At 35.2% G+C, this 23,841-nt stretch carries 21 protein-coding genes; 4 read left to right on the forward strand and 17 right to left on the reverse strand.

The features are described 5' to 3' along the window. Nucleotides 1-12: 12 nt before the first annotated feature. From N4270_RS06830 to N4270_RS06840, 3 genes are read right to left on the reverse strand one after another with little or no spacing between them, the layout of a single operon-like run. Entirely contained in the window at nucleotides 13-1,575 is a 1,563-nt protein-coding gene (locus N4270_RS06830; RefSeq protein ID WP_260096253.1) for an FMN-binding glutamate synthase family protein, read from the reverse strand. Between the two features lie 34 nt (nucleotides 1,576-1,609). Then, a complete protein-coding gene (locus N4270_RS06835) occupies nucleotides 1,610-3,112 on the reverse strand; it encodes a hypothetical protein (protein WP_260096255.1) in 1,503 nt (500 codons plus the stop codon). Nucleotides 3,113-3,133: 21 nt separating this feature from the next. Beyond that, the gene (locus tag N4270_RS06840) at nucleotides 3,134-3,361 is read right to left on the reverse strand and encodes a hypothetical protein (RefSeq protein ID WP_260096256.1); all 228 of its coding nucleotides are present in this window, start codon (nucleotides 3,359-3,361) and stop codon (nucleotides 3,134-3,136) included. A 143-nt stretch (nucleotides 3,362-3,504) separates the two neighbouring features. On the opposite strand from N4270_RS06840, the gene N4270_RS06845 reads away from it, so the two are divergent. Continuing rightward, complete coding sequence (locus tag N4270_RS06845) at nucleotides 3,505-5,823, forward strand: ATP-dependent helicase (RefSeq protein WP_260096257.1); 2,319 nt, start codon at nucleotides 3,505-3,507, stop codon at nucleotides 5,821-5,823. Here the strand turns inward: N4270_RS06845 and N4270_RS17190 are convergent, their stop codons facing one another. From N4270_RS17190 to N4270_RS06860, 3 genes are read right to left on the reverse strand one after another with little or no spacing between them, the layout of a single operon-like run. Beyond that, nucleotides 5,824-6,792, reverse strand: coding sequence for a hypothetical protein (locus tag N4270_RS17190; RefSeq protein WP_260096259.1), 969 nt, complete (start codon nucleotides 6,790-6,792; stop codon nucleotides 5,824-5,826). Further along, nucleotides 6,789-7,751: a hypothetical protein gene (locus tag N4270_RS06855; RefSeq protein ID WP_260096261.1), complete on the reverse strand. Its 963-nt coding sequence runs from the start codon at nucleotides 7,749-7,751 to the stop codon at nucleotides 6,789-6,791. Before N4270_RS06855 ends, N4270_RS17190 begins: the two co-directional genes overlap by 4 nt. A gap of 40 nt (nucleotides 7,752-7,791) precedes the next feature. Further along, nucleotides 7,792-8,658, reverse strand: coding sequence for an alpha/beta hydrolase (locus N4270_RS06860; RefSeq protein ID WP_260096263.1), 867 nt, complete (start codon nucleotides 8,656-8,658; stop codon nucleotides 7,792-7,794). 48 nt (nucleotides 8,659-8,706) lie between these two features. Between N4270_RS06860 and N4270_RS06865 the strand changes: the two genes are divergently transcribed. Further along, nucleotides 8,707-9,327 carry an L-threonylcarbamoyladenylate synthase gene (locus N4270_RS06865; RefSeq protein WP_260096265.1) on the forward strand — a complete coding sequence of 207 codons (621 nt, stop codon included), beginning with the start codon at nucleotides 8,707-8,709 and terminating at the stop codon, nucleotides 9,325-9,327. Nucleotides 9,328-9,337: 10 nt separating this feature from the next. Further along, nucleotides 9,338-9,685: a VOC family protein gene (locus tag N4270_RS06870; RefSeq protein ID WP_260096266.1), complete on the forward strand. Its 348-nt coding sequence runs from the start codon at nucleotides 9,338-9,340 to the stop codon at nucleotides 9,683-9,685. A 56-nt stretch (nucleotides 9,686-9,741) separates the two neighbouring features. Here N4270_RS06870 and N4270_RS06875 read toward each other — a convergent pair whose 3' ends face one another. The 3 genes from N4270_RS06875 to N4270_RS06885 all read right to left on the reverse strand — a co-directional run bounded on the left by N4270_RS06875 (nucleotide 9,742) and on the right by N4270_RS06885 (nucleotide 12,122). Next, the gene (locus tag N4270_RS06875) at nucleotides 9,742-10,599 is read right to left on the reverse strand and encodes an OmpA family protein (protein ID WP_260096268.1); all 858 of its coding nucleotides are present in this window, start codon (nucleotides 10,597-10,599) and stop codon (nucleotides 9,742-9,744) included. A gap of 102 nt (nucleotides 10,600-10,701) precedes the next feature. Beyond that, nucleotides 10,702-11,682 (reverse strand): glycosyltransferase family 2 protein, encoded by a 981-nt coding sequence (locus N4270_RS06880; protein WP_260096269.1) that lies wholly within the window; start codon nucleotides 11,680-11,682, stop codon nucleotides 10,702-10,704. Continuing rightward, the gene (locus N4270_RS06885; protein WP_260096270.1) at nucleotides 11,679-12,122 is read right to left on the reverse strand and encodes a type I restriction enzyme HsdR N-terminal domain-containing protein; all 444 of its coding nucleotides are present in this window, start codon (nucleotides 12,120-12,122) and stop codon (nucleotides 11,679-11,681) included. Before N4270_RS06885 ends, N4270_RS06880 begins: the two co-directional genes overlap by 4 nt. A 105-nt stretch (nucleotides 12,123-12,227) precedes the next feature. Between N4270_RS06885 and holA the strand changes: the two genes are divergently transcribed. Further along, nucleotides 12,228-13,232, forward strand: a complete 1,005-nt coding sequence (holA, locus tag N4270_RS06890) for a DNA polymerase III subunit delta (protein WP_260096271.1) — start codon at nucleotides 12,228-12,230, stop codon at nucleotides 13,230-13,232. Nucleotides 13,233-13,292: 60 nt separating this feature from the next. Here holA and N4270_RS06895 read toward each other — a convergent pair whose 3' ends face one another. The 8 genes from N4270_RS06895 to N4270_RS06930 form a co-directional block, all read right to left on the reverse strand. After that, nucleotides 13,293-13,772, reverse strand: coding sequence for a hypothetical protein (locus N4270_RS06895; protein WP_260096273.1), 480 nt, complete (start codon nucleotides 13,770-13,772; stop codon nucleotides 13,293-13,295). A 200-nt stretch (nucleotides 13,773-13,972) separates the two neighbouring features. Next, a complete protein-coding gene (locus tag N4270_RS06900; protein WP_260096275.1) occupies nucleotides 13,973-14,353 on the reverse strand; it encodes a DoxX family protein in 381 nt (126 codons plus the stop codon). Nucleotides 14,354-14,371: 18 nt separating this feature from the next. After that, on the reverse strand, nucleotides 14,372-16,012 hold the full coding sequence (locus N4270_RS06905; RefSeq protein WP_260096277.1) for a class I SAM-dependent methyltransferase: 1,641 nt from the start codon (nucleotides 16,010-16,012) through the stop codon (nucleotides 14,372-14,374). A gap of 48 nt (nucleotides 16,013-16,060) precedes the next feature. Beyond that, nucleotides 16,061-18,472 carry a thiamine pyrophosphate-dependent enzyme gene (locus tag N4270_RS06910; RefSeq protein ID WP_260096278.1) on the reverse strand — a complete coding sequence of 804 codons (2,412 nt, stop codon included), beginning with the start codon at nucleotides 18,470-18,472 and terminating at the stop codon, nucleotides 16,061-16,063. 152 nt (nucleotides 18,473-18,624) lie between these two features. Beyond that, nucleotides 18,625-21,462, reverse strand: coding sequence for a metalloprotease (locus tag N4270_RS06915; RefSeq protein ID WP_260096280.1), 2,838 nt, complete (start codon nucleotides 21,460-21,462; stop codon nucleotides 18,625-18,627). Then, complete coding sequence (locus tag N4270_RS06920) at nucleotides 21,459-22,640, reverse strand: T9SS type A sorting domain-containing protein (protein WP_260096281.1); 1,182 nt, start codon at nucleotides 22,638-22,640, stop codon at nucleotides 21,459-21,461. Before N4270_RS06920 ends, N4270_RS06915 begins: the two co-directional genes overlap by 4 nt. Nucleotides 22,641-22,765: 125 nt before the next feature. After that, entirely contained in the window at nucleotides 22,766-23,455 is a 690-nt protein-coding gene (locus N4270_RS06925; RefSeq protein WP_260096283.1) for a TIGR00730 family Rossman fold protein, read from the reverse strand. A gap of 151 nt (nucleotides 23,456-23,606) precedes the next feature. Further along, entirely contained in the window at nucleotides 23,607-23,774 is a 168-nt protein-coding gene (locus tag N4270_RS06930) for a lmo0937 family membrane protein (RefSeq protein ID WP_260096285.1), read from the reverse strand. Nucleotides 23,775-23,841: the final 67 nt, after the last annotated feature.

Consider the following 23,841-nt stretch of genomic DNA (forward strand, 5'->3'; position numbering starts at 1 on the left):
TTTTAATTTGTATTATTTGTTTGATGAATTTCCGCCTAAATGTATGCAATCTTTTAAATCCTGCATAGAGGTAAACGGAACTTTTGTTTTATGATACTGATAGGTGTTTGATAATTCCTTAGATAGGTTATGATCATCAACATTAACATCTATATCATCCATCGTAAACTGGCAAGGATGTTCGTATCCTGCTGCATGGGTGATTTCAACAAACTCTTTTCTAAAAGTTTTAAAGTATTGTGCTAAGCGTTCTGATTTTAGCGGTACATCAATACCGCGTTGTAACCATTTGCTTTGTGTTGCTACACCACTCGGACAACGATTTGTGTGACAAATTTGCGCCTGAATACATCCAATACTCATCATGGCTTCACGAGCGACATTAATGCAATCGGCACCCATAGCAAACGCCATTGCAGCTTTCGCAGGAAAACCAAGTTTCCCGCTTCCAATAAATACAATACGTTCACACAGACCTTTGTTTTTGAATAATTTGTATAGATCGCCAAAACCATAAACCCAAGGCAAAGACACATGGTCAGCAAAGCTTGGAGGTGCTGCACCTGTACCACCTTCGCCACCATCAACGGTAATAAAGTCTGGACCTTTACCAGTTTTTAGCATGATATTAGCCAATTCCTCCCACTGATCTAATTTCCCAATAGCTGCTTTGATGCCTACAGGTAATCCTGTTTCATTAGCAATGGCTTCTATGAAATCTACCATTTCAGGAACTGTAGAAAAGGCTTTGTGATTTGGAGGTGATAATACGGTTTTTCCAACTTCTACACCTCTTATATTTGCAATTTCATGAGTGATTTTAGCGCCTGGAAGGACACCGCCTTTTCCGGGTTTTGCACCTTGTGAAAGTTTGACTTCTATGGCGCGAATAAACGGATTGTCTTCGACTAATTTTTTCATTTTTTCCATAGAAAAACCACCATCTGCAGCACGAACACCAAAGTAACCTGTTCCGAAGTGAAATACCACATCGCCACCATTACTATGGTATGGTGATAAGCCGCCTTCACCTGTATTGTGGTAAGCATCAGCAAGTTTTACGCCTTTGTTTAGCGATTCTATGGCTTTTGCTGAAAGCGAACCAAAACTCATGGCCGAAACATTAATGACAGATGCTGGTCTGTAAGGACGCTTTCGCTGATTAAATTCGCCCATCACTTTGGCGCATGGTAAAAAAGATTTATCTATAGTGTTTGGATGGTCGTCATTAATTCTAAACGGAAACATGGCATTATTTACAAATATATGCTGATGCGCATAAATGTCTCGATCGGTACCAAATCCTTCATAATTGTTTTCGTTCTTTGAAGACGCATAAACCCAGCCACGTTCTATGCGGTTAAAAGGGAGTTCTTCTCGGTTATTTGCAACAAGATATTGACGAAGTTCAGGGCCAATACTTTCAAGTAAATACCTTATATGACCTATCACCGGAAAGTTATGACTTATTGTGTGTTTCTTCTGAAAAACGTCTCTAATGGCAACTATAGCAAGTACAATGATGATCCATAACCACCATGATATATTTGAAATAAAGTTTATAAAAGCATCCATATCATTAAATTGTTGGGTAAAGATATTTATTTTTTTAATCTAAATACGACTCCAATATAGCCAGATCAATAATATTTTCGCCAACATAGCTGGTCGTGACTTGTTTTGTATTTAAATTCTGAAAGCTTAGCGTTCCAAATTGTTTCATTTGGATGCGAGCGTGTTTGCTCTTGTGTTTACTATCTACAATATAAACCTGGAAAAATCGCAGTCTATCTGCTTTACTCGAGTGTTTGAAAATACCATTAAATATTGATAAACCGCCATAGTCATCTATATTCAAGAATTTTCCTCGGTAAAAAATCAGGGAATCCTTTGGTGCTACAAAGGTTGTTAACCGACTTCTTGGCGGTAAGAGTTCACAATGATTGTATTTGTTTTTTCTGAATACAATAAGCGATTTATCACTGTCAAGATTTTCAATAGTTAGTGTGTGTGGTGTAGAGGTGTTTGCTTTTGGAAATGTTTCATAAAACGGAAAAAACAAAGGATTGTAAAGATCGTTGTTGATATCATACGGATATTTGTAGGCTTTTAAAATAAGTTGACCTTCAATATTTTTTAAAACACCATTAGCGTCTTTAGTGAGGTGTTTTCCGTAAGTATCATTGAAAGATTGATAAAAATTAGTAACATCCTTAGCTGAGTATTTTTTTATGACTTGATTTTCATTATAGGATTTTAGAACCATCGCTATGACCATTGTAAGGCCTAAAACGGCAATGGTTAACAACACCTGAATTCCCCATTCATCTGGTGTTTTTTTGTCGAGAATTGTACGGCTAACATGATTATTGATATGTGCTTCAACAAAGCGATTAATACCGTTATTTTCAATATTGGCGTGACTTGTAGCTAATAGTCCTTGGTAATAATGATTAGCATTTTTAGATCTCGAATGCACCTGTTTTAATTGTTTTACCAGAGTTTCTATGTAAGTCTTGGTAAGCTCTAAACCGTATCCAGATGCCGAATGCTTTACAAGTGCACCAAAGCTATTTTCTTTAATGTATTTAGTCGTTTTTAAATTCGGATGTGTTTCTAACAAATGAATTGTTGTCCTTATTTTATTCAGTATTAATTGTTGACATTCAAATTTTAGACTTTCAGAATACAGGTCGTCAGTCTTAATGTTATCTAAAACAAAAGCAAATGCATTAGTGTTTATTGCTTGTTTTAACTGCGGTAAAAGCAAGGGTTTTAGGTAAGGTTCGATAAAACTTCGGAATTGATTAACATCAATCTCTAGCTTACTGATAAGTGTACTGTTTATAGTAAGTGTTTTAGATTCAAGAGGTGCTTTTGAAGTTAAAAAAGCTTTTAGTTTTGGGTGTTTTTCAATCATGTAGAAATACTTCCGCAGCTTAGGATCCCTTAAAACAGAAATGATATGATGCGTGTCTTCGGTATTAAAACTCGAATGATCAATTACTATTTTTGATTTTAGAATCTTTTCAAACCTGATAATCTGTGCGTCATCAATGTTTAATAAATCTTCAGGAGAAATATCAAGCAGGTCTACAATTGATTGGTACATGTGGTATGAGGCTACTATGTTTTACTGATTTAAATAATCCAGCGCTAAATCCGTCATGGTTTTAACACCAAGTAGCAATCCGTTGTCATCTATTTTAAAGTCTCTATTTGAGAGTTCAAGGTTTTGATGAAAATGATGACGCCACTCAATGACTTTTGATTCAATAGCTATAAAATGGTTTTCAAGATTATTTTGAGCGAAAACACTATAATTTCCGAAGAAAAAACACAAAAAAAGAAGCACACGCATTTGTGAAAAATTAAAGATTGAGCTTAAAGATATTCAAAATTTAGTTAAGGGATTCGTCGTCTTAAATTGTTTATAATTATTTATAAAATCGTTTAGTAAAAACGGGAGGTTTGGTTAATTTCACGTTTTAAATAAAATTGAGTTTGGAGAAGTATTTAAGTCAGTTAAACGAAGCACAATTAGCACCAACATTACAAAAGGAAGGCCCAATGATTATCATTGCTGGTGCTGGTTCTGGGAAAACCCGTGTACTAACTTACCGTATTGCTTATTTAATGAGTCAAGGCGTAGATTCGTTTAATATTTTAGCACTGACATTTACCAATAAAGCGGCTAAAGAGATGAAAGGCAGAATCGCTGATATAGTTGGCGATGGAGAAGCGAAAAATTTGTGGATGGGGACGTTTCACTCGGTGTTTGCTAAGATTTTGCGCTTTGAAGGCCATCATTTAGGATTTCCTAGCAATTTTACCATTTATGATACACAGGATTCTCAGAAGTTATTAGGATCCATTATCAAAGAAATGGGACTGGATAAAGATATTTATAAGACCAAGCAGGTTTACAGCAGAATTTCGTCGTATAAAAACAGCTTGATTACTGTGAAAGCCTATTTTAGAAATCCAGAACTTATAGAAGCCGATACTGCAGCAAGACGTCCTAAAATGGGTGAAATCTATAAGAATTATGTAGACCGCTGTTTTAAGGCTGGCGCCATGGATTTTGATGATTTATTATTGCGAACCAATGAGTTGTTAACGCGATTTCCTAATGTGCTGGCTCAATACCAAAATAAATTTAGATACATCTTGGTTGATGAGTATCAGGATACTAACCACTCACAATATTTAATTGTTAGAGCTTTATCAGACCGTTTTCAAAATATTTGTGTAGTCGGTGATGATGCGCAAAGTATTTATGCGTTTCGTGGTGCTAATATTAATAACATCTTGAATTTCCAAAAGGATTATGATGATGTTAAGGTGTATCGTCTCGAACAAAATTATCGCTCAACCAAGAATATTGTTGGTGCAGCAAATTCGGTGATTGAGCATAATAAAACAAAACTGGATAAGGTCGTTTGGACAGCCAATGTTGAAGGTCCTAAAGTGAAAGTCAACCGTTTAATGACCGATGGAGATGAAGGGCGTTATGTGGCGAGTACGATTTGGGAAGCAAAAATGAATGAGCAATTACATAACAGTGATTTTGCGGTATTGTATCGTACTAATGCGCAATCCCGATCTATTGAAGATGCGCTGCGGAAACGCGATATTCCGTATCGTATTTATGGTGGCTTGTCATTTTATCAGCGTAAAGAAATTAAGGATGTTACAGCATATTTACGTTTGATTTTAAATCCGGCAGACGAAGAAGCGCTTAAGCGTATCATTAATTATCCCGCTCGTGGAATTGGTCAGACAACCGTTGATCGATTGGTTGTGGCTGCTAATGGCTACGGAAAAACAATTTATGAAGTGCTGCAAAACATTGATAAAGTCGAGCTTAATATTAATAATGGCACTAAAAATAAACTTCGGGATTTTGTAACGCTTATTGAAAGTTATCGCATTTTGAACCAGTCGGCAAATGCGTTCGATTTAACAGAACATGTCGTAAAGTCTAGTGGCTTAATGCGGGAATTTAATAAAGACGGAACACCTGAAGGCGTTGTGCGTATTGAAAATGTTGAAGAATTATTAAATGGTATTAAAGATTTCGTAGAAGGGCAATTAGAACTTGCTGATGCTGGAGATTCTTTAGCAGAATTTCTAGAAGATGTAGCTTTGGCTACCGATTTAGATGCAGATAAAGGGAATCCTGATCATGTGGCTTTGATGACGATTCACTTGGCAAAAGGATTAGAATTTCCGCATGTGTTTATAGTTGGTATGGAAGAAGATTTATTTCCTAGCGCTATGAGTATGAACACCCGAAGCGAACTGGAGGAGGAGCGACGTTTGTTTTACGTGGCTTTAACAAGAGCCGAAAAACAAGCCTATTTGACTTATACCTTGTCTCGTTACCGTTGGGGAAAATTAATAGATGCCGAACCTAGCCGATTTATTGAAGAGATTGATGATCAGTTTTTAGATGTGATAACACCAGTGCATGAGCCACGACAGAATCCGATGTTGAGTGCTGATATTTTTGGAGATGTGGAGCCTAGTCGCATCCGATTTAAAAAGCCAATCAAACGAAAATCTGAAACAACCAAACCTCCAAAATTTGTAGCGCCTAAAAACTTGAAGCCTGTATCCAAAAGTGGTCCATCAGATAACGCTAATTTATTTGATGGTAAACTAACGGTTGGAAACATTGTTGAGCATACACGATTTGGAAAAGGCGAAGTGATGAAAATAGAAGGTAAAGGTCCCGATGTAAAAGCAGAAATTAATTTTGAAGTTGGAGGCGTAAAAAAGTTGTTACTCAGATTTGCTAAATTGGATGTTTTAGGTTAATTATTTTACCATAAACACCGAATTGATATTGCCTTTGCCATCATATTCTTTTACAGGATTCTCAGGATCGAGCAACCATTTACCATCGACGATAAATTTATAATAATGTTTACCTGCAGGAAGAGGAATGCGTAATTTCCAATAGTCATTATCCGTTTTTTCCATATCGATATCATCTTCATTCCAGTCGTTAAAAGAGCCGGCCAAAATCACACGATTTGCGTCACTGTAGCCTTTAAGCAGAAAGGTGACATATTTTCCAACATTAATTAACGAGTTAAATTGTCCAAACTCATTCAATACTTTTGAAGGGTTAGAAGGATCTTCAATCCAGTGTCCGTCAACAATAAACTTATACTCGTACTCTCCAGGTCTTATATTTAATTTGAGTTCCCAGCCATTCTCAACTTTCTTCATTTTAAACTCTTGTTCATCCCAGCGGTTAAACGAGCCAGCAACAATAATAGTTTTGGCATCGTCATAACCTCTTAATCTAAAACGCACATTTCCTTTGTCGTCTGGAATAGCTGCTTTGGTATCCATTTTTAAGTTGTAAACATTGAGGTTGCTACCTTTGCTAGCCGCCAATTTTATGTTGGAGTCGTATGCTGAAGGTTCTGCCCAATATTGATTATTGATTATAAACTTAAACTCCCAAGTAAATTCATCTTTAAAATCATTAATGTGTTTTCTGAGTTCGTAGGTTGTTGCATTCACCTTCCGCATTTTCCAGTCGTATTTAGACCAGTTATTAAACTCTCCGGCAACAACAACATTGTTTATGTTTAAATCTTCAAATTTGATTTTTTCGGCTGAATTGTCTTCAGAAAACTTCTCATAATCAAACTTATTAAAAGTAAACACCACAAAATTACCTTCAAAGCGATAGCCTTTTTCGTTTTGAGAAAAGCCCAACCAGCTTGTCAAAGCCACACAAAAAATGATGATATGTTTAATTATTGGTTTCACTGTTTATTTAAAGGGAACTCTACAAAGTAAAGCTTTTCTTTTTTATAATTAATGATTGTACGCTGTTGTCTGAAAAATTCATAACCTAAGACTCCATCTAATAAGGTCCCGAAGGCTTCATTCATTTGATTGAGATTGGTTAACATGGTTTCCATAGGAGCGAAATAAATTTTGTCTGATAGTTTTACACGATACAATTTTCCTGCCAAAACTTCAATTTTTTTTCCGCTGGCGCCAACCAACATTAAGCGCTTTGACGGATAAAAATATTTTAAAACATCTTTGCTAATCCTTTTATTAAGTTGATTGTATTCAGCTCCTGTATCTAAACCAAATTTTAGTTTCTGCTTATTGATGTAGGTTTCAACAACAATAGTGTGTTTTTTTAATTTGAAGGCAATAGTGTCTATAATGGTCTCTAAATATACTCTTGAATCTAATTTTTCTCCTTTAGAATCAACGCGGGACAAGGTGATTTGATTTAAGTACATATCGATAAATACTTCATAATCTTTTAAAATGTCAAAGCCAATAATGCCGAGGAGATGGATTTTTTTACTTTTCTCAATATGTGACAAATCGATAACATCCGACTGCTGATTAGTAATCGTTAAATTACTGATCATAAACTCTCGTAAGCGTTTTTCTAACGGATTATCAATCCTGTCATTAATACCAAATTTTTGTTTAGATTTTTGATAATAAGGTTGATGTATTTCAAAGTGCGCTTTGTTAAGAATAAGCGTTTCTGAACCTGTATCAATAATGAAATTTCCTTTTTTATCTAAAAGCTCTGCTTCTATAACGATAAGATTATCAATAAGTTTAAATGGAATTCTCGTGGTATGCTCACTTAAAATTTCAGCTTTAGGAAACGAAATTAACTTTGGATTTTTTGCGGAAAATCCATGAGCAGATAGCATACATATAAAAATGAAGTATGTAAAGAGAGTTCGCATGTTATATAGACTATAAAATGCTCAAAATGTTACACTCTTTTTACTCTAAATGTAATTCGGTAAAGGCCTTTAATTTTGTCCAGGTGTCTAACAATTCTAGTCCAATCCATCCATGACCAGCATTAGGATACAGTGTAAACTGATGGGTAATACCAAGACTTGTGAGTTTTGTTTCCATATCGACACCTTGACTTGTCGGGATTAACGGATCTTGGCCGCCATAAAACAAAATGGTTGGAGGCGCAGAAGCTGTGACTTGGTGGTACGGACTAATTTCCTCCAAAAAAGCGGTTGTGGTATCAATGCCATATACATCAAGAATTTCTTGTAATAAAGGGTCCTCGTTTTCTAAATAGGCTGGATCTGTAAAATTAGTCGGTCCTACAATACTGCAAACCATATCAACATTGCTATTCGTATCAAATGCGTAGCTCCATAACATGGATAAATGCGCACCAGCACTGGTTCCTATAAATCCGATAGAATTGGAAATGACATATTCATTTTGATGCGTATTTAAAAAGTCTATGATGGTTGTGATATCATCAATTTGCATTGGATAGGGTTGATTGTTTTCATCGGCCAGCCTGTAATTGATATTTACAATAGCCAAGTTGGGAAGGTCTTGTTGGATTAAATCTTTAACAGGATTCATATCAGATTTATCTCCTGAAGTCCATCCGCCACCATGAACCAAAATCATAACCTTGGTGTTTAAGGTTCTGTTTGCAGGTAAATAAATATCAAAAACTTGGTCGCTGTCACTTCCGTAGGACACATTAAGCTCTTCACGATATTCTAGTGGCATTCCATCTTGTGGATCGTCATTGCCAGTAGTATCATCAGAACACGATACCAAGCCAATCCCAATAAAAAGTAGGAGTAAAGTTTTTTTAATAGTTATCATGATGAAATATTTAATTACTTTGTAAACGCAATTGTAAGATACAATATTATGGCTGAATTGATTAAAATTTATGAGGAAAATCCTAATCCTAAGGAGATTGCAAAGGTTGTAAATGTTTTGAAAAAGGGAGGTTTGGTTATTTATCCTACCGATACGGTTTATGGGTTGGGCTGTGATATCACTAATTTAAAGGCGCTTGAAAAGATTGCCAGAATTAAAGGTGTGAAGCTTGAAAAGTCAAATTTTTCATTTATTTGTGAAGATTTAAGCAATTTAAGTGATTACGTCAAACAAATTGATACAGCGACGTTTAAGATATTGAAGCGCGCTCTTCCAGGACCTTATACTTTCATTTTGCCTGGTTCTAAAAGTCTGCCACATCCTTTTAAAAAACGTAAAACGGTTGGTATCAGGATTCCTAATAATGCCATTGTATTAGAAATTGTACGGCAACTTGGAAATCCATTAGTCTCCACATCGATTCGCGATGAAGATTATGTCATTGAATATACAACAGACCCTGAACTCATTGTCGAAAAATGGGATAACTTGGTCGATCTGGTTATTGATGGTGGTTATGGCGATAATGAAGCCTCTACAGTGATTGATTTATCTGAAGACACACCTGTAATTATCAGAGAAGGCAAAGGGGATTTAGAAATTTTTTAAATTTAAACGTATGGCTAAGACCAACACACCTATTAATTATATCGAATTTAAAGCTCATGATCTTGATGCTATAAAGCGATTTTATAATAAAGCTTTTGGATGGATATTTACAGATTATGGTCCGACTTATACAGCCTTTTCTGAAAGTGGTGTTGAAGGAGGTTTTGAGCTGACAGAAGACCGCATTCTAAATGGCGCATTAATTGTTTTGTACCACGATAATCTGGAAGCCATTGAAGCATTGGTACGTGAAGCTGGAGGTATAATTTCTGTGCCTGTGTTTTCTTTTCCGGGAGGCAGGCGCTTTCATTTTAAAGATCCGTCAGGAAATGAATTGGCGATTTGGTCTGACACATAAAAAAAAAGCCCAATCTTTCGATTGAGCTTCTCTTTTATTAATTATAAAATTATCTACTAGTTTTCTGCAGATAAGTTTTTCATTTCCTCTTCAATCATTTCATAGAACTGATCAATTTTAGGTAATACAACGACGCGTGTACGTCTGTTTTTTGCTCTGTTTTCAGCAGTGTCATTATCTGCTAAAGGCACATAGCTACTACGTCCTGCAGCAATTAACTGACTAGGATTTACTCCCAATTCCTGCAATACACGAATGATAGATGTTGATCGTTTAACACTTAAATCCCAGTTGTCTAAAAGCACACCACTTTTATACGAACGACTGTCAGTATGACCTTCAATCATCGCTTCAAAATCTGGTTTACTTTGAATCACTTTTGCAACTTTAGCTAATACATCTTTAGCTTGGTTTGTAACGTTATAACTTCCGCTCTTAAATAATAATTTATCAGCAATAGAAATAAAGACAACACCTTTTTCTACATTAACTTCGATATCTGGATCGTCTATACCAACTGCCTTTTTTAAGCTTGTCACTAAGGCTAAAGTAACACTGTCTTTTTTAGAGAGGGCATCTTGTAAACGTGAAATCTTAAGGTCTTTTTCTTTTAAGCTTTCTAAAGATTTTTCAACATTTTTAGCACCTTGAGTTGTTAAAACGGTCATGTCTTTAGCCGACTCAATTAAAGCTTCATTTGCAGATTTCATATCTGCCAAACGATTTTTTAATTCTTCTAAACGTGCAGCAGAAGCCGCTTCATCAGATAAACATTTGTTTAATTTTACAGTAGCAGAATTCAATAAGTCTTGAGTTTCCTTTTGTTTTTCTTCTAGTGCCATATATTCTTTCTTAGACACACATGAAGTCAAAACAAACATCCCAGCAACACTTAATAGCATTAATTTTTTCATAATAAAATTTAAATATTAGTTGTTATTTAACATACCAAAATTATAGAAAAGAATAGTCCTTATAATAGTCTTTAACTAAACTTTTAACACTTTTATGAACAATTAGTATCTATAACGTTTTCTTATAAAGTAAGACCAGACTATTGAGGTCGTTTTGTAATAGTTTTTTTTCTGCGGAAGTTCTCTTCGTTGCTTCAAAAGCCGAGGTAAATTCTTATAAAAACTGAAATGTGCTTTTATAATAGCAGCAAAATGCGAAGTTTTTAATTGTGATAGAAACTTTAAGCCAGCAATGCCGTCTAGTATGAGTCGTGTAAGGATGATGCCAAAAAGCGGGCCTTTTGCATTTTTTGTGATGGTAAACAGACTGTTCCTAAAATTGAGATAGGTTTTTTTGGGATGGATGGCGTTGAGTGTTGCGCCTCCAACATGATAGACTGTCGATAAGCCCACATATTTCACTGATAAATCCGTATTAAAAGCTCTCCAGCATAAATCAATTTCTTCAAAATGGGCAAAATAAGTTTCGTCAAAACCATTTAAGGCTTCAAATGCAGATTTACGAATGAAGAGACAAGCGCCCGAAGCCCAGAAAATTGAGCAAATATCATTGTATTGCCCCTGATCTTTTTCGATACTGTCAAATACCCGACCTCTGCAAAATGGATAAGCGTACTTGTCAATGAAACCTCCGCCAGCACCTGCATATTCAAAATAAGACTTGTTTTTATAATCTAATATTTTAGGCTGAATAATCGCTGTGTTTTTATGAGCTTCAAATTCGTTACGGATAGGAGTAAGCCACTGTTTTGTAACTTCAATATCACTATTTAATAAGCAAAATATATCGGCATCTACATGCTTAAGCGCATCATTATAACCCTTGGCATAACCACCATTTGTCGCATTTTGTATGATTGTCACCTGCGGAAAATGTTGTGAAACAAAAGCTACAGAATCATCTGTAGAGGCATTATCGGCGACATATATATCGGCACTTTCAGAATGCTGTATCACTGAAGGCAAAAATTGTTCGAGCAATTGTTGACCGTTCCAGTTTAATATGACGACAGCTATTTTCATTGGTAGTTGGGAATGTCTTTTAAGAATTCGTAGCGTTCATTTTCAAAATCCATCCTACAATAATAATGATTAATTCCGTTAGTAACCATTAAAAAACGGGCATTTAAAGTAAGGTTATAGCGTGCGATCTGGTCAAAAGTTGTCTGGTCAATTTTGATTTTATCAGATTTACATTCAACGATAAGGTGAATACTTCCGTCGGGATTAAAAATAACGATATCATAACGCTTAGATAAACCGTTTACCTTGAGCTCTTTCTCGACATTTATTAATGATTTCGGATAGTTTTTATACTGAATTAAATACTGAACACAATGTTGACGTACCCATTCTTCAGGTTGTAAAATGATGAATTTTTTACGAATCTCATCAAAAATAGAAACTTTATTTTCGTTACTTTTGAAACGGAATGAAAACTTCGGAAAATTGAGTTCTTGCATTAAAGTGAATTCAGATTTTTTCCAAAGTTACTCTACTATAACCGAAAACCAAAGCACAACCAGTTTTTTTGGAATGCGGATGGTTTAATTAGGAATTTTCAAGATTTGGACGACGTAAAGCAAATAGTTGCAGATATAAAAAAGGGAAACATCAAGCCTATTTATTTTTTAATGGGAGAAGAGCCATATTATATTGATGCGATTTCTAATTATATTGAAAAAAATGTCCTTGCCGAAGAAGAAAAGGGGTTCAATCAAATGGTATTATACGGCCGAGATATTTCGGTAGATGATATCGTAAGTAATGCAAAGCGTTATCCTATGATGGCCGAACGCCAGGTTGTGATAGTTAAAGAAGCTCAGGATTTATCGCGTACTATTGAAAAATTAGCGAGTTATGCCGAAAATCCGCAACCTACAACCGTTTTAGTACTTAATTATAAGTACAAAAAGATTGACAAGCGTAAATCGCTCTACAAAACCCTTAAAAAGGCAGGCGTGGTTTTTGAAAGTAAAAAACTTTACGAAAATCAGGTGGCCGATTGGATTCGTCGTGTTTTGTCTGGACAGAACTACGACATTTCTCCAAAAGCAGCTCAAATGCTGGTTGAATTTTTGGGTACAGATTTAAGCAAAATCAATAACGAACTTGAAAAACTTAAAATTGTATTGCCTGAAGGCACTCAGATTACAGCAGACGCTATTGAAGAAAATATAGGTATTAGCAAGGATTACAATAATTTTGAATTGCGAAAAGCCATTGGCGAACGCAATATGGTCAAGGCGTTTAAGATTGTTAATTATTTTGCCGATAACCCGAAAGACAATCCAATGGTTGTAACGGTTTCACTACTGTTTAATTTCTTTTCTCAGTTGTTGCATTTTCATGGTTTGAACGATAAAAGCCCTAGAAATGTAGCTTCGGCATTAAAAATAAATCCGTATTTCGTAAATGAATATGTTGCTGCAGCTCGAAATTTTCCGATGCGAAAAGTAAGTCAGGTTGTATCCACCTTGCGCGAATTTGATGTTAGAGGCAAAGGCGTTAACTCAAATGCAGTGCCTCAAGGTGATTTATTAAAAGAGTTACTTGTTAGAATTTTTAATTAAGAAATATTGATTGACTTAAATTATTAGCTTATTTTATATAGGGCTAGCTACAATTATCGCTTATAATTGCTCAATTTCTTCGACTATAATTGTATAATCATATTGTAAATCTTCGTGCAAATTCATTATTTTTTTTCTGACGGCATCCATGTTTCGCTCATAAATATTCATTAGCGTTGTATTGCGTTTGATAGAAGGCGACATGGTTTTAAGTGTCTTGCAATAATAGAGTAGAAGCTCGACTTCGGTTTCTTTATTGAGTGAATACCGAATGTATTTTTTTGTATGACGTAAGATTTTACGAATACTTTTCTTAATGTAAAAATAGCTGCTGGTATTGATGGCTTCAAACTGTTCATCAATTTCGGCTTTTACGGTTTCGATATAACCTTCTTCGCTATCAGACTCAAAAAGTAAATAGGTAAGAAGTTCTTTGTTTTCTTTTTTAAAACGAGAAAGCCTAAGGCAAAGTTCGGCCAATTCTTCATTGGATTTGTGTTTGAGTTCCTTTCTAATGGTAACAACAGAAACAGCTTTCATATGGTAGAATTGCGTTGTGGTTTAAGTAAGGTCAAGATACTAAAAAAGGCTGCGAGTGAGCAACCTTTTGTGTGGATACTTTTAAAGTTGTAATCTAATTCTATACTATTCAAGGTAATTAGGCAATACGTCTAATGAATGCGTTTTATGCAATGAAATTGCCCTAAATAGATCCTCGTCAATTATAGAGACTATGTTTTTTACCGTTTCATACCATCAACCGAAAACTTTCCAGCTCCTGTTAAGAACAGTACTACAAATGCAATTAGAAAAAGCAAGGCATGTTCTTTGGTGCCTAAATCATCTTTTGCATGTATGATAAAAGCGGCGACCATCATAGTAATAGCAGCAGGTATGGCTGCCCATTTGGTTTTAAATCCGATGATTAATAAAATAGGTGCAACAACTTCTCCAATTAGGGCTAAGATTAATGAAATTGTTGGTCCAACACCAATCGGATCTCCAAACTGGGATGGATCAGAGAGCATATTCATTTTAGGGATTCCGTGTGTTAACATAAATCCGCCAAAGCCCACTCTCAAAAGTAGTAAGGCTAAATCATTAAAGTTTTTTTTCATCATAATATATTAGGTATTTAGTTAGTTTCCTTTTAAAAGATTAACGCTTACGGTTGCTAATTCGTTATCTGGAAATTTAGAAAAATAATTTGGATCTGGGAGTAAACCAGCTTCCTTGGCAATGGCATTAAATACATCAACTTCCAAAATATATTGATCGCTATATCCGTGAGTCGCATCATAAGCTGTTGCCGCTGTTTTTCCAATGTTTTTAGCTACAAGACTTGGATTTACAGTATGCAATTCGATCATGAGTAACCCAAACCGTTCTACATAGGGTTTCCATTTTTTAAGATGTTCTAGCAACGAGTCTTCTACCAGATTATTGCTAAGACGATGTCCTTGAGAGGCGTAAGCTCCTGTAGAAATGCTAGTTCTTTTGGTGGTATTTTGCGGATTTTCCCAGATGCGATTATGATCTAGAAATGTACGAACATTAAGTAGATCTTTAAGTTCTATATTATAGTCTTCTTTAAGATCTTTGGCTAATAAATCGGGTCTACCAATATCGCCCCAAATCACTTTAGCCCAAATATCGGCTTTGATCAAATTAGCTCGCGTTACTTTTAAAGCAGCTTGATTAAAATCGGCACCAACCAGAAGTAAGGGGTGTTCGTCTAATAGTTTTCCGCGATGTGTTTGATGTTCAATCACATCAAATATATGTTGTATAAAGGCACCATTGCCACAGCCCATATCTAAAATACCTTTAGGCTGTTCGTCTATAGGTTTGTTAAATAACTTAATAATGACCTGGTCAATGACTTTAAAATAAGTGGAGTGGGCACCACCACTTCCCCAGACGTTCATTTCACGATGGACATGCTTTTCGGTTTCTTCTGGAGATGATGTGTTTAGAATGGTTGGATTTCCAAAGATTAAGTCCTCTAAATTTACGAATGTTGGCAAATAGGACACCGTTACACCATAAGCACTAGCGCGTTTTGCGAAGAATAAACCTTCATCAGTAAATTGGTAGGTGTTTTTCTTTTTTCTGAACCAGCCTAAATGCGCTAAAAAATCAAGAATTTTTTTAAAACTCTCAGGGTCTTTATGGTATTCTTCCGCAGTAAAAGAAGCTTCCATAAAGTATTTGTGAAAGAGTCCGTTAACCCCCAAAAGAACAATGATAGGACCCGCAATGCAGCCTTCAATATGTTTGAGAATTTGATAATCTATTGAGTTAACATCACTCGTATTTAAGCCAAATTGCGTTTCAAAAGTTTTAAAAATCTTTTCAAGGGCGCTAAAGGCATCCGGACCAATACGTTCGTTAGGAAATTGCACAGCATAATTAAGTAGTTTTACAGGCTGTTCATATAAAGCAGCGTGTTTAAAAGCGATTTTACTATTGCCGTTAATTTCATAAGCCACAGTATCTTTTTCATTGTTTAGATGTTGCTCAAGCCAGCCTTGCGATGCTAAAATCCGAAGAGCCACATTGAGATAGCCTTCATTAGCATTAAATTTAGCTGTCAAAGTATTGAGTTGAACGTTTTTATGCTGTAACAGATACTCTAGAACGCCTTTATTGTATAAAGCAAATGCAGAAGTTGCAGTGGCAATGCCATCAAGATGTCTAAAAATGGTACTTCTTAATTGAACTTTGTCGTGTTTTGAAAGCATGGCCTCATCAGTTTCGTATAAATATAAAAAATCCATCACAAGTGTGACGGATTTTAAAATGATTTATTAACTGTTTAAATGTAATTATCTCAATTTGGGATAATCATTAGGATTCATTTCATGCATAACTTCATAAACCGCTTCAAAGATATCCTCAGCGGAAGGTTTTGAGAAGTAGTCACCATCGGTTCCATAGGCAGGACGATGTGGTTTAGCGGTAAGTGTTTTGGGTTGACTGTCTAAGTACTGAAATGCATTCTGGGTGTTCAAAATTTCATTTAAAATATAGGCTGAAGCTCCGCCAGGAACATCTTCGTCAATCACCATTAAACGATTGGTTTTCGCCACGCTTTTTACAATATCATGATTTAGATCAAACGGAAGCAAGGATTGTACATCAATGACTTCGGCATCAATACCAACTTCAAGCAATTCTTTTGCCGTTTGCTCTATGATTCTCAAGGTAGAACCATAAGAAACCAATGTGATATCTGAGCCTTCTTTTACCGTCTCTACCACACCTATAGGGGTTTTAAACGCACCTATATTGTTTGGCATTTTCTCTTTTAAACGGTAACCATTTAAACATTCTATAATGAGTGCAGGTTCATCACATTCTAAAAGTGTATTGTAAAATCCGGCTGCTTTGGTCATATTTCTAGGAACTAAGACATGAATTCCTCGAATGAGATTGATAATACCGCCTAACTGAGATCCCGAATGCCAGATTCCTTCCAATCTATGTCCACGAGTTCTCACAATTAAAGGAGCTTTCTGTTTGCCTTTAGTACGATATTGGAGTGTTGCCAAATCGTCACTCATAATTTGTAAGGCATATAAAATATAATCCAGATATTGAATTTCAGCAATAGGACGTAACCCACGCATAGCCATGCCGATACCTTGACCAAGAATAGTAGCTTCACGTATTCCTGCATCTGCTACTCTTAATTCACCATATTTTTCTTGTAAGCCTTCCAGACCTTGATTCACATCACCAATATTACCAGAATCTTCACCAAAGATGAGCGCTTCCGGATAGTTGTTGAAAATGGCATCAAAGTTATTTCTAAGAATCAATCGTGCATCGACCATTTCAGCATGATCATCATAGGTTGGTTTAATTTCAGAGCTATGAGTAACAGCCAATTCTGAAGTGCTGTGTAAATGCGAACTGTATTTAGGTTGAATGTCGGCAATATAGCTTGTAATCCAGTTTTGAAGCGTTGTTTTTTCAGTAGAATCGTCTCCAACCAAATAGCGTAAAGTTTTTCTAGCTGCAGAAAGTACTTCCTTTCTTCCAGGCTCTTTTATATCCGCTAAATCTGTAATGATTTTATTAATGAACACTTTATTTGCGCTTGTATTAGCAACTGCAGTCATTAAATCTAAAGCTTGAGATTGCTCTTCCAAAATAGGTTTTAAATAGGCATTCCAAGCAGCTTTTTTACCTTCTCTAACTTTCTTTTTGAGGTCTCTGTCTATCGAATCTAATTCTTCTTCCGTAGCAAAATTATTGCTAATCATCCAAAGACGCATTTGCGAAATACAGTCATATTGAGTTTCCCAATCCAGACGTTCTCTACTTTTGTAACGCTCATGAGAACCCGATGTCGAATGTCCTTGAGGTTGTGTTAATTCAACCACGTGAATCATTACGGGAATATGTTGCTCTCTGGCAATTTTTGAAGCGTATTGGTAGGTTTCTACCAAGGCTGAATAATCCCAGCCATTAACCTTTAAAATTTCGTAACCGTTTGCGTCGTCATCGCGTTGAAATCCTTTTAAGATTTCTGAAATATTTTCTTTTGTTGTTTGGTGTTTGGCATGAACTGAAATGCCGTATTCATCATCCCAAATACTAATCACCATCGGCACTTGTAAAACACCTGCAGCGTTGATGGTTTCGAAAAATAACCCTTCACTTGTACTGGCGTTACCAATGGTTCCCCAAGCTACTTCATTACCTTCAACCGAAAATTTGGTGGTGTCGATACCTTTGACATTTCGGTAAATTTTTGATGCCTGTGCCAATCCTAAAAGGCGCGGCATTTGACCTGCAGTAGGTGAAATATCGGCACTAGAATTTTTTTGCTGCGTTAAGTTTTTCCATTGGCCATTCTCATCAAGACTGTGCGTTCCAAAATGACCTCCCATTTGGCGGCCAGCACTCATGGGGTCAGCCTCAATTGAAGTGTGTGCATACAATCCAGCAAAAAACTGTTGAATGGTTAATTCGCCAATAGCCATCATAAAAGTTTGGTCGCGATAGTATCCCGAACGAAAATCTCCATTCATAAATACTTTGGCCCAAGCAAGCTGAGGCACTTCTTTACCATCACCGAAAATTCCGAATTTAGCCTTCCCTGTAAGCACTTCACGACGACCTAAAAGACTACATTCTCTACTGGTAACAGCAATTTTGTAATCGTTTAGGACTTCATTTTTGAAATCCTCGAAAGTCAGTTTCGGAGTCGTTTTTGTTTCTGTTGGCATAGCTGTGAATTATCTTCTGCAAATTTAGCTTTTTTTTACCAATGTTACAACGTCGATGCTTGTTATAATGTTGTGAATTTATCAAAAAAAGGAGTGTTTTTTGATGAATTTATTAAAAATATTGAATTATATGCTTTTTGGTTAAGAATCTGTTAATACCATTTTCTTCTAAAAAGGCCCAGTAAGGCTTGTGGATCTACCGTAAATTTAATACGTATTTTTTGATCGTAGTGCGGTTGACCTATTTCCCAGCCCAGGTTAGAATAAATAGGGAAGTAGAGTTCGAAATAATCGGTTACTAAATCTAATTTTATACCCGAATCGTACACGAAAGCAGGATTATGTCCTTTGTTTTTCACCAAACCCATATCGCCATAAGCTTCAATATATTTCCAAATGGTAGTACTCACATTTGCGGTGGTCATCCATTGATTAGCAAACGGGGTTTCTAATTTTGATTTAAAACCACCTTCAGCAATAATGATTTGCTGACTAAAAATACCAGAGGATTCCGAACGTCCTAAGTAGTTGTAATCAAAAAGGTAATCGGTTGGTCTGTCTAAAGCAAAGCTGAAATAATCGGAAGACGGATTGGTATTGTTATATAAAAATGCTCCCGCAAAGAAGCGCAGATTGAATTGTCTGTTTCGTTCTGATAATTTACGGTATTCATAATTGACGGCAAACTTTCCGAATTTTTTCGCAAACTGAAGATCATAAAACCATCGGCTAAAATTGACCAAGCCTGGATTAGAACTAATGTATCTCAGATTGAGTACGCTGTAATCAGGTTCGGCAAGTTCATCGATAATGGCATTTTCACCAACCTCACGTGATATGCTCAAGTATCTTAAATTTAAAAAGCGATTTTTATCAGATCTAAAGTCGTCGTTATTTCTAAATGCAAACGACAAGCTAGGTGTGAGGATTGTTACAAAAGAATCTTCGGCAAATGAATTGTATTTGGCAATCATTCCGTAGGTGATATTATATAAATCACGATCCTCAATAAGATGTGTGTAAAAGATATTACTGCTTCCGGTTAATGATTTTGATTTGGTAGCATATACAGGAGAAAACTTATAGTTTAAGCGTTTTCTTAAGACTGTTTTATTATAAAATTTTGCACCTAAGGTTAAACCGTCATAAATATTTTTAAACTCCACTTGGGGCATTAAAAACACTTGGTTGTAATAAGGGTCTTCCACATCTTTTATCAGTCGGAACTGAAAAGGTTTATTGTTGAAAAAGAAACCTTTTAAGGATTTGTAATTATCGCGTAGATTGAATTCTGGAATCGCATTATCATAGTTTAAAGCCAAACGATCTATACTGTCTTTCGGAATCGTTAAAGTCTTAAGTTCGCCAATGTTTTCTATCCATGATTTTGATACAATAGAATCATTGTTGAGACTAAACAGTGATACTGGCATATTGTTATCGCGTTTGTTTTTAATGGTAAGTCTGATGGAATCTTCAGTTGTTTCTACGGATTTAATTTTGAAATCAATCTTTTTTCGTGACGCAATATAATCTTTGAAAAACCAGTCAATATCTTTAGAGGTCTTAGAACGGATTAGCGTTTCGAATGTTTTTGAGTTTGTTATTTTAAGCTGATTTGTATTGAGATAGTCATAAATGGTCTGCTCTACGACATCATCATTTATAAAATCATCTAAGTAACCCAATCCGATTCCAGCCTTGTATTTTCCAGCAATATTTGCATTAAATTTAAGCAAAGAATCTTTAGACATATTAAGAGGTTGATCCCGATTGGTTCGTGCCATTTGCATAAAAAACAGATTAAACTGATCATTATAATTTAGGTCTGCAGCATGAAAAGACCGAATTCCCCAAACATTGGCCAGCGTTCCTAGTAGCTTTGTGTCCGGATAATATTGGTCGACATACTTCATTAAAAAATAAATCTGAATACCATCTCTTAACCAATAATCTTTTCGCGGATTAGTGAGTAGGGTGTTTTCTAGGTAATTATTTAAAGCTGTTTTGAGGAGCTTTAATTCGTATTGAAAATTGTCAGGAAAAGGACGAATAAAGTTTGGTAATTGATTTAAACCATACAATGGATCTTTCTTGTAATCATTTTTGGTAATTAAAAGACGTTCGTGCGGATAACTTCCTAAATGGGTTGTAAGGAACCGCGTAATTTTATCGGTAATGAGGGCTTTTTCTTCAGGAGCAACACCATCGGTTGATAAGTTTGAATATATGGTAAAATCATCGGTTTGTACAAATTTAAAATCCGATAATTTAGTAAGTATCAAATGGGTGTTCACGCGGTCTTTTCCATGTAAGTAAAAGGTTTGCATGGCCTTAGTTTGTTTAATATCTAAGGTGTTGAGTTCGGATACCAACTGATAATTCAACGGAAATTCAATTTGAAAGGTCAAGTCGGCTTTCGGTATGTATAAATCATCAAGATTCTTATTGCTATAATACTGCCATTCTCCGTCGTAAACAGCAGGTGTGATATACCAGTATTTCAGATTGAAATCTTTTTCCGGACTAATACCATAACCTGTAAAGCTATCGTCTGGAAGCACCACATTGTAATGTAATGAAAGGTCGTAAAAATGCTGTGGTAATAGTGGTGTTTTTAAATCGACTTTGATTACATCAGGATGTTCCTTTAAGGTTGTAAATGGTAGTGCGTTAGTGTTATCATCTTCTAATTTGGTAATGATGGTAAAACCACGTTGTTCACTCTTGGCAAAATGAAACTTATCATTAAACTCTTCGGTAAAGCGTTTGGCTAAAGGAGTACTTTTTGTAGAATAGGCATTATTCCAATCGTTGAGATATATTGTAGTTAAGGTATCATTACTTGTATTTTGGTAGGTAATACGCTGACTAATTGTTATGGTTTTGGTATACACATCCACTGTAGCACTGAGGTCAATTTTGTTTTGACCAGACAGCACTAAGCTCCAAAAAAAGAGATGAATACTTAAAACACGACTCAGTTTCAATGCGCAACTATGAATTTTAATGGTTTAAACTGAAATTTTGAACTTGTAATATAATAGATGCCGTTTGCAAATTGCGAGGCATCTAAAGATATTAACGAATTATTAACGTCAACAGTTTTAACCAATTGCCCAATGTTATTAAATATATGTAATGTTAGGTTATTAATGAGGTTTGCTTTGGTTTGAATTTGAAGCTGGTCATTGACGATTGTTGGTCCTAAAATAGCAACGGATTGTTCGTTGTTAATTTCAGTAATACTAAGCGATTGATTGGTTTGTAGTTCTAAAATTACAGGAAGATGATCGCTAAAATCGTGAAGAGCATCTCTAATTTCAAAGGTATAATCGGTACCAGCACAATTATTCGAATTAATGGCATTATTAAAACAATTGGAGTTTAAGTTGTTACCATAGACTTTATAGCTATCTGGAATAAAAAATAATTCAGGATTATCAATCATATGAGTCGAGGTCATAATAAAGTCGAAACGATCGTCAAATCCGCCAGTACTTCCGCCAAAACCCGATGCTGTTCTGGTAGATTGTGTAAATACGTCGATATAGTCAGGGTTGGTATGCCAGCTTCCAATGCGGTTTGCAGGATCTTCAAATTTGATAACATTTTCAGTGTCAATTAGCTTTTGAAAAGCAGGTTCATTACTCGTATAGACATTAAAATCACCTGCTAAGATAATATTGCTATCAACATCAAACGTATTTAAATAGGATGTTAAGTCTTCAACCATTTCCAAACGGAATGCTTGATTGTCTTCTCCTTGTGACGCTTTTAAATGACAAACAATAACGTCTAAAATCACGGGATTGGTCTCTTGATTTACAGCATTGAGTTTAAGTGTATAATGGTTAAAGTCTCTAAAAATTGTAGTGACAATAGCCTGGCTTTCTAAAATAAACTTAGAGCTATCATAAAAAAGAAGCTGTTGTAAATCATTTTGATTACCTGCCGTATCATCAGATGTGTTTAATTGAAATGCAGCACTTTGATAATCCGAATTTAAAAACTGTAATACACTTAAAATGGAGTTGGCGCCATTTTCATTGTTTAATTCACAAACCATAAATAAATCGGGTCTGTAATCATCCAGAACAAGTTGTAATTTCTCCAGACGATTAGGAACAGCATTCTCTAACGGAAAATTAAGTAAGTTGTAAAACATGAGTTTTAAGTTTTCTTGCGCTGTTAGCGACTGAAACATAAAAACGCACGCAAAAGCGGTTAGCGTTAATTTCTTAATCATAGCGGTAATCTTGAAATTATGTTAATATGTGCGCGTTATGCGACTTAGAAATTAGGGCTTAAGCCGTATTCCTTATAGAATTTATCAAGTATGGTGATAACTTCTTCAGCTGTATCAACAACATGTATTAAATCTAAATCCTTAGCACTAATATTTGAAAATCTGTCAAGAAGTGTACTTTTTACCCAATCCATTAAGCCTTCCCAAAACTCTGTACCAACAAGTATGATTGGAAATTTTTCAATTTTATTAGTTTGAATCAATGTGATAGCTTCAAATAATTCATCTAAAGTACCAAAGCCTCCAGGCATGACAACAAATCCTTGTGAGTATTTTACAAACATGACTTTTCTAACGAAGAAATAATCAAAATCTAAGCTCTTATCATTGTCAATATACGGATTATCATGTTGCTCAAAAGGCAATTCAATATTAAGTCCTACCGAAGTTCCTCCTGCAATATGTGCTCCTTTGTTACCAGCTTCCATAATTCCAGGACCTCCACCAGTGATGACACCATAACCATGATCGACAATTTTAGTAGCGACTTCTTCAGCTAATTTATAATATTTGTGATCAGGCTTTGTTCTAGCAGAACCAAAAATGGAAACGCATGGACCAATTTTACTCAGTTTTTCATAGCCATTTACAAATTCACCCATAATCTTGAAAATTGCCCAAGAGTCGTTAGTTTTTATTTCATTCCAGCCTTTATGGTTTTGTTCTTTTCTCATATATAATATTGTATTTTAAAACTTGTCAAAGTCACAAAAATAAGTGAAATAGAACTAAAAATGATGAATTATATTCTATTAGTTGGCAGACTTATAAACAAAAAAGCAATCCTAATTGGATTGCTTTTTATGATTTAAGTGTTATTGTCGTCTATAATGGTTTACGACCTGATATAATGTTATAGAGGATTACGATAATGGCAATTACTAATAAAATATGAATTAAACTACTTGTTCCTAATCCTGGTATAATGTTTAATAATCCTAGTAACCAAGCAATAATACATATTACAGCTACCAGCCAAAGAATACTTTTCATAATAGTTTGATTTTAAAGTTATACTCTAATATAGTCAAGTATTAAATCATAAAAAAATTTTTTGATT

Source organism: Psychroserpens sp. SPM9 (assembly GCF_025153525.1).
Lineage (GTDB): Bacteria > Bacteroidota > Bacteroidia > Flavobacteriales > Flavobacteriaceae > Psychroserpens.